Genomic DNA, 11,441 nt, shown 5'->3' on the forward strand with positions numbered 1-11,441 from the left:
ATATGATAACAAGTTTTTGTCAGCTTGTAAAGTATTTTCTCTTTACAGGGCGGATATATTTTCCCCTATCTTTGAAAAAAGGCTTATTTCCCTTTTTTCTTGGCTTTTTTCAGTTTACGGGCCATTTGTTTGGCTTGTAATTCAGCGACACGGTTCTTGTTGCGGTTGCCGCCGCCACCAAATCCACCGAAGCCACCGCCCCCTAGGCCACCCATCATATTTTGAAGAGCGCCCATGTTGCCGTTAGACATTGCGGACATCAATTTACGTGACTCGTTAAATTGTTTAATCAACCGGTTAACTTCTTGTAGTGTAGTAGCTGAACCTTTTGCAATCCGGCGACGACGAGATTGGCTAATTGAATCTGGATTTTCGCGTTCAAATGGGGTCATAGATTGAATCATGGCTCTAGTTTGTGCCATTTGTTTTGGATCAACATTTAAGTCATCCAAATTCCCCATCTTATTCATACCTGGAATCATCTTCAAGATATCCTTCATTGAACCCATCTTATTCATCTGGTCCATGTTTTTAATGAAATCATTGAAGTCATAGGTATTTTCACGCATCTTAGCTGCCATTGCTTCTGCTTCATTTTCATCAAACTCAGCTTGGGCTTTCTCAATAAGGGTTAACATATCCCCCATACCCAAAATTCGGTTAGACATACGGTCTGGGTAGAAGCGCTCAATTTCGTTTAATTTCTCACCAGTACCCGTAAATTTAATCGGTTTACCAGTTACAGAAACGATAGATAGTGCAGCACCACCACGGGTATCACCATCTAATTTTGTTAAGACAACCCCTGTGATATCTAACTCTTCGTCAAAGGCCTTGGCTACGTTGGCAGCCTCTTGACCAGTCATCGAGTCAACCGTTAATAAGATTTCATCCGGATTAACGGCTGCTTTAATATCTTTTAACTCAGTCATTAACCGTTCGTCAATTTGTAGACGACCAGCCGTATCAATAAAGACTAGGTCATGACCATTCATTTTAGCATGTTCAATCGCTTTAGTAGCAATCTCAACCGGACTCACTTGGTCACCCAAAGTAAAGACTGGCAAGTCTAATTGTTGACCAATTGTTTGTAATTGGTTAATAGCAGCTGGACGGTAGATATCCCCGGCTACTAATAAAGGTTTCTTGTGGTCATTTTTCTTCAAGAAGGCCGCTAACTTACCAACAGTAGTTGTTTTACCAGCACCTTGAAGACCAGCCATCATGATGACTGTCGGTGGCGTTGTCGCGAATTGAATATCTTCGTGCTCTCCACCCATTAAGTCAGTTAATTCGTCGTTTACAATTTTCACGACTTGTTGCGCTGGCGATAGTGATTGTAATACTTCACTGTTTAGCGCGCGTTCATTGACACGTTTAACAAAGTTTTTAACTACTTTGAAGTTTACGTCAGCTTCTAATAAAGCCAAACGGACTTCACGCATCATTTCTTTTAAATCGCCCTCGGTAATTTTACCCTTCTTACCCATGTTTTGGACAGCGCCTTGTAGCCTATCCGATAAACTTTCGAAAGCCATTACTAGTAACACTCCTTATTTAAATCATCATTCATTTTTTATGTAAAAAGGCGTAACGCCCCAAGCTAAAGATCTATTTCATCCGCCAGTTCGTCATCCTCACTATTATCAATCGCTACTAACTGCGCCATATAAGTCTGCAGTTGGTGATCATCTGGATAATGCGCTAGTAAATAAGCAGCCATTTCTTCACCAACAAGCTTACGGGCAGCATAGTCTCGCGCCAAGTGTAAGTGATTTTCATATTTTAATAGACTTTTCTCAGTCCGGCGAATATTATCATACACCGCCTGACGTGACACTTCAAAATGGTCGGCAATTTCGCCCAATGAAAAATCCTCAGCATAATACAATTCAATATAAATACGTTGTTTTTCAGTTAATAAATCCCCATAGAAAATCAATAGCGTATTCATCTCATTCGTTTTTTGGATTTCCATTTAACCATCAATCCTGTCTATTTTTTGTCAAGCAGATTCCCTTTACAAGACCCTAGTATACACTATAAATGCCCTATTATCAACGAAACCACCATAGTCTATTTCCCAATATAAATAGCAAAAGGACGCCACTAGTCAAGCTAACGTCCTTCTATGTGTTTAAAGTAAAAAATGGCCAACTGTGTACGGTCGCGCACCCCCAGTTTATCCATAATTTCAGATAAATAATTACGGATTGTGCCTTCAGAAAAATGCATCTCCTGGGCAAGCTCTTTATTATTGAGACCTTGAGCTACCCAATAGATCAAGGTCTGGTCCTTGTCAGTTAAATCAGCCAGCAAAGGATTCCCCATTTTCTCTGTTAGATGGTCTTGTTCACCTTGATGCTGACTTTCTTGGTTCAAGTAGCTGGGAATTTTAGCCACAATTTCATCACCAAAAACTCGTTGCTCTCGCATAACAGCATCAATTGCTGGGATCAAAGATTCATAATTTGTTTTTAGTAAATAACCCTTAGCCCCAATCTTTAAAGCATCAATGATATAGGCATCCTCCAAAAAAGTGGTCAGATAGATAATCTTCGCCTCAGCATCAAGCCTTAAAATTTCTTTGCCAGCTTCAATCCCTGTCATGATAGGCATCCGGATATCCATCAAAATAATATCTGCTTTTGTTTCCTCATATAAAGTGACGGCTTCTGATCCGTTACTTGCAATGCCTACAATTTCTAAATCAATCCCTAGATCAGCTGCCTTCGCTTTTATAATGATTTCAATTCCGCTAGTTACTAATACGTCATCATCTACTAATAGTATTTTCATGATTTATTACCTCCTTAAAGGGAATGGTGATAAAAATTCGAAAACCATTATTCGTTGAAATATGAATTTTTCCCCCCAATTGTTGGACCCGCTCTTCCATATTCATTAAGCCGATGCCACCACTCGCTTTCGGCTCAAGGCCTTGCCCATTATCTGCTAGTAATAAGGTCCAATTATCGATGTTTTCAATAAATCGAAGTTGAACCTTGCTAGCATTAGAATGCTTATTGATGTTGGTGAACCCCTCGCGAACGATATTAAGTATCGAATGGGCATCTTGATTGGTTAATGGTCGGGTATTTTGATAGGTAAACTGTATTGGTGCCTTGGTAAAGTCTTCAACAATCCGATTTAATTCCCAGTCCAGTTGAATAGTGGAGGCATGTTCAGCATGAATGACAGCCCGAATATTGGCCATAGAAGTATTCAATACATCCTTTACTTGCCCTAATCCCTGTTTAGCTTGATCCTCTTGAACTATGTACTCTAGGGCACCTATTTGTATGACTGCCGACGATAATTGGTGCCCTAAAATATCATGAATTTCATCCACAATCCGCTTCCGTTCTAGTCTCACCTGTTCTTCTGACTGTTGGTCTTGAACAGCAATTAACTGTTGCTGCTCCAGACGAAAGCGATGATTGACTGCGCTTAACTGGTCAATTTCTTGGTAGGCTGCTGTTTGAAAAGCCTTGGCTTTTTGAAAGCTGGTATGCAAATAAGCGGTCAAGATACTGACACCAGTAATAGCCAGTATCAGTGTGATGGGTACACCAATCACACTACCCAGCAAGAACAATGTGACAGCTAACAAGATAATGTCACTTATTTTGCTAATATAATAATCAAAGGTAAATACGGACATAAAACAGAAAAAATATGGCAAGAATACAGAAAACAATACTACTTGTCCTAAGACAATTGCCCGGATTACCAAGATTTCTAACTGCCTTAACAAGCTTCCTGTCTTCCGTTCACTGATCCAATCTGATTTTGTGATCGCCATTAATTGAGCAGAAACAATCAAGGCCAGGGCAATTTCAATAATAGGTAAGTCGATCTGTTCTTGGTCATACAAGATAAAACTAATTACTGTGAAAAGCATGGCTATTTTTAAGGCAAATTCAGTCCATGGTGTCCGCATCTCGCCACTCCTTACTAAATTATAATCTTTTACCTTAGTTTATATGATTTTGCCAGTATTTCAATGACATTTGTCATGAGACTTTAGGACATCTGTCTATTCCTATTTACCACCCTTTCCTAGATAATAAAGACAAGAAAATTGATAAAAAGAAAATAGGAATTTTTAATCTGAGGAGGCGTATCTCATGGCTATTGTAGAAATTAAAGACCTAGTCAAACGTTATAAAGATTTAGTAGCGGTGAATCATTTTGACCTCACCGTCAATGAAGGCGAAATTTACGGTCTACTTGGGCCTAATGGTTCTGGTAAGACGACTGTGATTAATTGCCTGCTATCACTATTACGATACGATTCAGGCGATGTCAAAATTTTTGGTGAAGAAATGGCTTCAAATCGCTACGACATTAAACGACGCATTGGACTGGTCATGCAAAATATAGGTGTCTATGAAGAATTAACGGTTGAAGGGAATATCGACTACTTCTGTGGCTTGTATATCTCTGATAAAGCGGAACGTAAGGCCTATGTGGACGATGCAATTGCCTTTGTAGCCTTAGACAAGTTTAGAAAATTTCGCCCCAAACAATTATCTGGTGGTTTACTACGGCGACTCAATCTTGCTTGCGGTATTGCCCATAAGCCAGACCTGATTATCCTAGATGAGCCTACTGTTGCTGTTGACCCACAATCAAGAAATAATATCTTAGATGGTATTCGTGCCCTAGCTGCTGAAGGTAAAACGGTCATTTACACTACTCATTATATGGAGGAAGTTGAACTGATTTGTGACCGATTAACCATTATGGATAAAGGGAAAGAATTGGTTACTGGATCGGCGGAAGACATTAAAGGTATGTCTAATCATTTTGAAACAGTGACTGCTGAAATCATCGAAATGCCAGATACTTTACTTGAAAAATTAGAAAGTCTACCTGATGTGTCTAATGTCAGCTACAAGGAAAATACACTCACGATTCAATTTAACAAAGGCCTCGATCATCTCGTCAACTTGATGCGAGTCCTAGAAACATCACAAGTCGATATATTAAATCTCAGTGTCCAAAAACCTACCTTAAATGATGTCTTTCTTGAAATTACTGGTAAGGAGTTGAGAGATGATGCTTAAGCACGCGCTCATTTATAATATACGTATTGTCTTACGAAATAAGGAAGGCTTACTATGGGGAATACTTTTTCCACTCATCTATGGCTTAGTCTACATGTTTGCCTTTCAGGGGATTGATAATCAAACAGAAAACCTTGAATCTATCCCTGTAGCGGTGGTTTACCAAGGGAATGCTGACCAACAAAATGAAGCCAAAGACTTGATGGCAAACATTGCGACAGTAGGCAGTATAGAAGATGAGGAAATCCTTGAGTCAGACGAATTGGCTTCAGGCCAAGTGGAAACTACTGACTATCCGCTACTCGCTATTGAAACACCAGATATAGCCACTGCCAAAGCATACTTAACAGAAGGTTCAATTAGTCAAGCTATTTATATCAGCTTTGATGACGAGGATGCCCAAAATCAGATGCAATTTGACTTTGAAGTTGCGCCATCAGCGACAGGTGCTATCAACTCTTCAATTGTCTATGCAATCCTTCAAACTTTTGCTTCATCAACAAATGCCTTTAGCTTATTATTTGACCAAGCCCTGACTTCACCAAATCCACAAGCAGCCATGGCAGATGTAAACCTTCGTTTAGCTCAATTAGATACCGACCAAGAAATGATTGTTACCAGTAATCAAGACAATAATGTCTCTGCCTGGTCCAATTTCTACTATGTGGCACTTGCTTACGTATGTATTTTCTTTATGAGTATTGGTATCAATCTCGTTATACAAAATGAAGCCAATTATGCTGAAACAGCATTAAGAGAAACAGTATCCCCAACCAATAAATATATCCGTTATTTAGCCATTACCATCACTTGGACCATTCCAGCCTTGCTTGTGATTTATCTATTACTCGGGATTTATTGGCTAAATGACGTTCCTTTAGGGAATGAAACCTTGCGTGTTTTTGCCTTAATGACAGTGGGACCCATTACCGGGATTTTGATGGGATCAGCCTTAGCCGCAACATTTAAGAAAAAAGCTGACATTATCATGGCTATTGCCATTGTAGTGCCCCTGATCTTAGGGATGTTATCAGGTATGATGGCCTATGATGTCAAAGTATGGATTGTGAACAATGTGCCAATTATCAATAAACTCAATCCTGTAGCATTGATCAACGACGCTTTCTATTACCTGAATAATTACCCCACATACGCCCAATATAATCAAAATATGACCATTTTATTTGGTATCTCCGTACTATGCTTAATCATTTCACTTATCGGGATTAGGAGGACTGACTATGAAAATCTTTAAACTCTTCTATTCGCTTGCCAATGCTTATAGAAATGACATTATCATCAATATCGTCATCCTATTCGCCATTGCGATCCCTTTAAGTTTGATTTATACCAGTAATTTGAATACAACTTTTGATCAAGTCGAGCTCAAGCTTGGCCTAGTCAACCATGACCAAGAAAGCTTGGTAACTGAGCACTTTGTAGATTATCTAAGTCAGCAATACGACCTAGTTGATTTACCAGATGATGAAGAAACAATTGTCGATGCCCTCTACTACGAAAATGCTAATTACGTTCTTGAGATTCCTGAAGGCTTTGGTGACGCCTTATTACATAACGAAGACCTTATCCCTTTGGAAAAAAGGGTTGGTCCCGAACGATCTAGCGAAACCTATGCCGATATCCTAATCAATAATTACATGACTAATTTCCAGTACATCAATACTGGTACGGATGATGTCAACGACCCTACTGCTGTGAAACAGACTTTACAACTCGTTGAAGATTCTATCGCTGATGATATTGAAGTCTCAACAAGCGAGTCAACCAGTCTAGATGCAGATACCATTAGTTTTGGTATGTCTTTTACCCACCTGACATCCTATACTATGATTATGACCTTAATTACAGTCTTTGGTTTACCCATGATTTCCATGCGTAACCCTGAAATCATGAAACGCGACCGGTTGGGTGGCATTTCAACCAGCAGACGCAATACCGAACTATTCATCGCTTGCAATCTTTTTGGCTTTGCCTTATGGCTAGCCATTATGGTAGTCGGAGGCCTTGTATACGGCTTTGATACCCTATTTTCAAGCCACGGTCAGCTACTGCTGTTATCCTCCTTTGTAGCGATTTTTGGGATCCAACAAATGGCCTTCTTTATCGTTACGGTAGCCCCTAACAAAGGTATGGTGTCCTTTTTCTCTACTGGTATATCCTTACTCATTGCCTTTACTTCCGGCTTATTTGTCCCGAGAGATTTTACTAGTCCCATCATGCAGCAAATTGCCCAGGTTGCTACCCCGATTTGGCAGGTAAAAACAGATGAAATCATTCTGAGTGCAGAAAATTTAAGCCAAAAGCAAATGACCACAATCTTTCAATATATGGGCATTCAACTACTCATTGCCCTAGCCTATATGGCCCTCACTTATATCTACCGCCGCTATAAACAAAGCGCGTCGATTTAGTGGATAAATACCCCTTTAAATACAAAAAATCGAAGGCCAATAATTGACCTTCGATCTTTTTATTTCATCAATTTTTACGCTTCTGGATCTTTCAAACCAGCTAATTTTTTCACTAAGTATACAAGTCCAGTAATCACTAGCACAATTGCAAGGATAATACCCCACGTCATCAGCGTCAATGGTTCTGTACCAAAGACATTGTTTAAGAACGGTACATAAACGACCATTAACTGTAACACTACAGAGAAAGCAATTGCTACAAGTAATAATTTGTTTTGGAAGAAGGTTTTATCTAACCCAAATCCATTTAAACGACGTACATTTAAGATATGGAATAGTTGTGCAACCGCCATGTAAGTAAATGTGGCTGTTTGAGCATATACTAAGCCCATTGCAAATATGTTATGGAATAAGTAGAATACCCCGAAGGCACCTAGACCAATAATCACACCTGAGATGATAATCCGACTTAAGAATGTCTTATTGACTAAACCAGATTCCGGATTTCTTGGTGGATGTTCCATGACATTGTCCTCTGCTCTTTCATAGGCTAAAGCAATCGCTGGACCAATATCTACTAGTAGGTTTAAGAATAAGATGTGTAGTGGTTGAATTGGCATTGGTAACATAAAGACAATCGTCGTTAGGATTGCCACAATCTCTACCATGTTACATGCAAATAAGAAGGAAATGTATTTTTTGATATTCTCAAAAATGATTCGCCCTTCACGAACAGCATCTACAATCGTACCAAAAGCATCATCGGTTAAAATCATGTCAGAAGCTTCTTTAGCAACCTCAGTACCACGAATACCCATAGCGACACCGATATCAGCACCATTTAAGGCCGGTGCATCATTGACCCCATCACCAGTCATCGCAACAACGTCCCCTTCATCTTGGAAGGCACGAACGATTTGTAATTTATTTTCCGGTGATACCCGAGCAAATACAGCAACATCGCAGATTTTATCAATAAAGTCTTTATCCTCATGGATTGCATCCAATTCTTTACCAGTCATGGTATTTTCATGGTTTTCAATCCCAATATCGCGGGCAATAACAGATGCCGTTCTTGGATGGTCACCAGTAATCATTTTCACCTGGATACCGGCCGCTTGTGTTTGGGCAATCGCATCTTTCACGTCTTGACGTGGCGGGTCAATGATCCCAAATAATCCGTCCATCGTTAACTTGTCTGTATTGTTATCCAACCAAGCTTCCATGTCGTCAGCGACTTTATCCGCCTCCCCTTGGTCTTTAATGGTATATGAAGCCAAGGCAATTACACGGTTACCGTCTGCTGTCAGGTCCTCATTCTTCTCTTTCCAGAAGTCTTCTTCCCCGTTTTCAGTCGTCACTAAATCTAGAACAACATCCATCGCACCTTTCACAATTAAACGGTGAATGTCATTTGGAAAATGATAAAGTGCTGCCATATATTTCTTCTCAGAATCAAATGGTATTTCTTGGACAAGTTTGTAGTCATTGTCTTTTTCCCATTGTGGTGATAAACCAACTTTATGGCCTAATACCGTTAAGGCACCATCTGTTGGGTCACCTTTAATGGTATATGGGTCTTGATTATCTTCGTCTTCAGCATCGTTTTCTAATTCAGCTGCTTCTTCATCATCTAGTTGATCACGTTCGATTAAACGGGCATCAGATGACAAGTACCCATCCGTAATCAATTTCAATAAGACAGCCTTGTTGTCGCTTAAATCGTCAACATCTTCAATCGAATCAATATCAAAAGTGACTTTTTCATCATCTTTTGTAATATCGCCTTCAGGTGTATAACCTGAACCTGAAACTTCATATTGGACATCATTTTTAATAATGATGCTTTCAACCATCATTTGATTTTCTGTTAATGTACCCGTCTTATCTGACGCTATGATCGACGTAGCACCTAGAGTTTCAACTGCAGAAAGCGTCTTAACTAAAGCTTGGTGCTTTACCATCGTCTGCATACCATTTGATAAGGTAATCGTTTGAACAGCTGGCATAGCTTCAGGAATCGCTGCTACGGCAAGAATAACCGCAATATGCAAGATTTCACTTGCTGGATTACCATTAAATAAACCAATTGCTACAACTAAAGCTGCTGCTACAAAAGCCACAATAATTAAGGCTTTACCTAATTGGTCAACCTCTTTGTCTAACGGGGTTTGCATGTCCTTTTCACCCGTCATCATTTCAGAAATACGGCCTACTTCAGTTTCCATTCCAGTACCAGTAACGACCACTTGCGCCTTACCACGGGTCACAGCCGTACCTGAAAAGACCATGTTCAACCGGTCACCAATAGACTCTTCTTCATCATAAGTCGCTTCTGGATCCTTATCTACCGCTTCAGACTCACCAGTCAATGAAGCCTCCATCACAGCGAAGTTGTTACTCGTTAATAAACGACCATCTGCAGCAATCGCGTCTCCTTCACCAAGAACCATCACATCACCTGGGACTAATTGAGATGAATCAATCTCCACTTCTTCCCCGTTTCGGATCACATGTACACTAGTATTGACCATATCCTGCAAAGCTTCCACAGACTTTTGCGCTTTAGTTTCAACAAAATATCCAGTCAGCACCGAAATTAAAACGGCCAGCATCACGGCTATAGCTTCAATCCAATCGCCCATTACAATTGAAATTATGGCTGCGACGGCTAGTAAATAAACGATAATATTGTTTAAATTATCTAATAAGATCTCCCACTTAGACTTACTATCCGATTCTTGTAACTTATTTTCCCCATAAGTTTCTAAACGCTTAGAAACTTCCTGGTCACTCAATCCTTCAGTCTTCGATGTTTCTAATTCATCAATGACCTCTTGTAACTTTTTTTGATAAATTTTTTTGCTCATCGCCTCTTCCTTTCTTTAATAGAACGTTCAGCTCTATTTACATATTATGTTAACATAATATTTTATCCATTAAAAGTCATACAGACTGCCGTTAATATATTATTTAGGTGAAGCAAAATTTTACAAGCAGGTATTTTCCCGTCAGAAAAAGGTTGGAAGCGTTACCACCAACCTCAATAATTTTTTATATTTTTTCTATTACTTAAAAATCTGCCACCGTCACCGAATGTCCATTAGCTTCAATCAAATCTACTAAATCTTGTCCTTTTAGCCAAATCGTCGCCGTATTTTCATTAGGATGCACACCAATCAGATGATCATCCGCTACCAATTGTCGGTCCAAATAATAAGCAATCTTCAAATCATGGTCATTCAATAAACCTAAAGGCGACACCGCACCAGGCGTTAAGCCCATCAAAGCCAGCAAATCTTTATCCGACCCAAAAGATAATCGACGCGTATTAAACTGGTCCCGAAAAGCCTTTAAATCAACCCGCTTATCCCCTTGCACCGAAATTAAATAATACTGACGCTTCTTATCATCCCGAATAAATAAGTTTTTCGCATCCGCCTCAGGATAAGGTAAATCAATTTCCGCCAGCTCAGCCATATCATAAACCGCCTTATGGTCAGTCACCTCGTACTCAATTTCCTGGTCATTCAAAAAATCATAAACTGCAGCTTTGTCCATCAAAATGTAAAACTACCCTTTCTAAAATGGCATAACTGGTCTAGTTATTATGTATTTATACGATAAATAACTTGTCTACTTAGCATCCGTTAAAGCTTGCTTAGCCAACAACAATGAGCCTGTAATCCCAGCATTATCACCTAGCTTAGGTAACTGGATATAATCTGTCATTGCTGGCAATTCAACATAATTAGCAATCGCTTTTTCCACTTGTAGACGAATCTTATCCAATAATTGATCTTGATGCATCACACCACCACCTAGTACGACGCGTTCCGGCGCTAAAGTTAAAGTATAGTTGGCAATGGCTTGACCTAAATAATTTGCCACATAGTCCCAGACTTCATGATCTGAAGGTAAGTCAGCACCTTTAATG

The 11,441-nt window shown here is 39.5% G+C and carries 10 protein-coding genes; 3 read left to right on the plus strand and 7 right to left on the minus strand.

The window, feature by feature from the left end; genetic code table 11:
- Positions 1-83: 83 nt before the first annotated feature.
- From ffh to ACRCJ0_RS06040, 4 genes are all read right to left on the minus strand, one after another.
- On the minus strand, positions 84-1,538 hold the full coding sequence (ffh, locus tag ACRCJ0_RS06025; protein ID WP_431384941.1) for a signal recognition particle protein: 1,455 nt from the start codon (positions 1,536-1,538) through the stop codon (positions 84-86).
- Between the two features lie 65 nt (positions 1,539-1,603).
- Complete coding sequence (locus ACRCJ0_RS06030; RefSeq protein ID WP_417893480.1) at positions 1,604-1,978, minus strand: putative DNA-binding protein; 375 nt, start codon at positions 1,976-1,978, stop codon at positions 1,604-1,606.
- Positions 1,979-2,118: 140 nt separating this feature from the next.
- Positions 2,119-2,799 (minus strand): response regulator transcription factor, encoded by a 681-nt coding sequence (locus tag ACRCJ0_RS06035; protein ID WP_419971204.1) that lies wholly within the window; start codon positions 2,797-2,799, stop codon positions 2,119-2,121.
- Complete coding sequence (locus tag ACRCJ0_RS06040) at positions 2,777-3,943, minus strand: sensor histidine kinase (protein ID WP_419971205.1); 1,167 nt, start codon at positions 3,941-3,943, stop codon at positions 2,777-2,779. The genes ACRCJ0_RS06035 and ACRCJ0_RS06040 overlap by 23 nt, the downstream gene beginning before the upstream one ends.
- Positions 3,944-4,130: 187 nt before the next feature.
- Between ACRCJ0_RS06040 and ACRCJ0_RS06045 the strand changes: the two genes are divergently transcribed.
- From ACRCJ0_RS06045 to ACRCJ0_RS06055, 3 genes are read left to right on the plus strand one after another with little or no spacing between them, the layout of a single operon-like run.
- Complete coding sequence (locus tag ACRCJ0_RS06045) at positions 4,131-5,072, plus strand: ABC transporter ATP-binding protein (RefSeq protein ID WP_417893477.1); 942 nt, start codon at positions 4,131-4,133, stop codon at positions 5,070-5,072.
- Positions 5,062-6,327 carry an ABC transporter permease gene (locus tag ACRCJ0_RS06050; protein ID WP_431389854.1) on the plus strand — a complete coding sequence of 422 codons (1,266 nt, stop codon included), beginning with the start codon at positions 5,062-5,064 and terminating at the stop codon, positions 6,325-6,327. The genes ACRCJ0_RS06045 and ACRCJ0_RS06050 overlap by 11 nt, the downstream gene beginning before the upstream one ends.
- The gene (locus ACRCJ0_RS06055) at positions 6,314-7,504 is read left to right on the plus strand and encodes an ABC transporter permease (protein WP_431389856.1); all 1,191 of its coding nucleotides are present in this window, start codon (positions 6,314-6,316) and stop codon (positions 7,502-7,504) included. The genes ACRCJ0_RS06050 and ACRCJ0_RS06055 overlap by 14 nt, the downstream gene beginning before the upstream one ends.
- A gap of 74 nt (positions 7,505-7,578) precedes the next feature.
- On the opposite strand, the gene ACRCJ0_RS06060 is transcribed toward ACRCJ0_RS06055, so the two are convergent.
- From ACRCJ0_RS06060 to ACRCJ0_RS06070, 3 genes are all read right to left on the minus strand, one after another.
- A complete protein-coding gene (locus tag ACRCJ0_RS06060; protein WP_431389858.1) occupies positions 7,579-10,374 on the minus strand; it encodes a cation-translocating P-type ATPase in 2,796 nt (931 codons plus the stop codon).
- A 202-nt stretch (positions 10,375-10,576) separates the two neighbouring features.
- Positions 10,577-11,065 (minus strand): prolyl-tRNA synthetase associated domain-containing protein, encoded by a 489-nt coding sequence (locus tag ACRCJ0_RS06065; protein ID WP_059348687.1) that lies wholly within the window; start codon positions 11,063-11,065, stop codon positions 10,577-10,579.
- 75 nt (positions 11,066-11,140) lie between these two features.
- Positions 11,141-11,441 (minus strand): ROK family protein (locus ACRCJ0_RS06070; RefSeq protein ID WP_431389860.1); only part of this gene is annotated, 301 nt, incomplete at its 5' end.

It is taken from the genome of Aerococcus sp. L_32 (assembly GCF_050689315.1).

Excerpts from the sequence above, each read along its gene's own strand:
- ffh (WP_431384941.1), bottom strand. The coding sequence starts at position 1,538 with ATGGCTTTCGAAAGTTTATCGGATAGGCTACAAGGCGCTGTCCAAAAC.
- ACRCJ0_RS06030 (WP_417893480.1), bottom strand. The coding sequence starts at position 1,978 with ATGGAAATCCAAAAAACGAATGAGATGAATACGCTATTGATTTTCTAT.
- ACRCJ0_RS06035 (WP_419971204.1), bottom strand. The coding sequence starts at position 2,799 with ATGAAAATACTATTAGTAGATGATGACGTATTAGTAACTAGCGGAATT.
- ACRCJ0_RS06040 (WP_419971205.1), bottom strand. The coding sequence starts at position 3,943 with ATGCGGACACCATGGACTGAATTTGCCTTAAAAATAGCCATGCTTTTC.
- ACRCJ0_RS06045 (WP_417893477.1), top strand. The coding sequence starts at position 4,131 with ATGGCTATTGTAGAAATTAAAGACCTAGTCAAACGTTATAAAGATTTA.
- ACRCJ0_RS06050 (WP_431389854.1), top strand. The coding sequence starts at position 5,062 with ATGATGCTTAAGCACGCGCTCATTTATAATATACGTATTGTCTTACGA.
- ACRCJ0_RS06055 (WP_431389856.1), top strand. The coding sequence starts at position 6,314 with ATGAAAATCTTTAAACTCTTCTATTCGCTTGCCAATGCTTATAGAAAT.
- ACRCJ0_RS06060 (WP_431389858.1), bottom strand. The coding sequence starts at position 10,374 with ATGAGCAAAAAAATTTATCAAAAAAAGTTACAAGAGGTCATTGATGAA.
- ACRCJ0_RS06065 (WP_059348687.1), bottom strand. The coding sequence starts at position 11,065 with ATGGACAAAGCTGCAGTTTATGATTTTTTGAATGACCAGGAAATTGAG.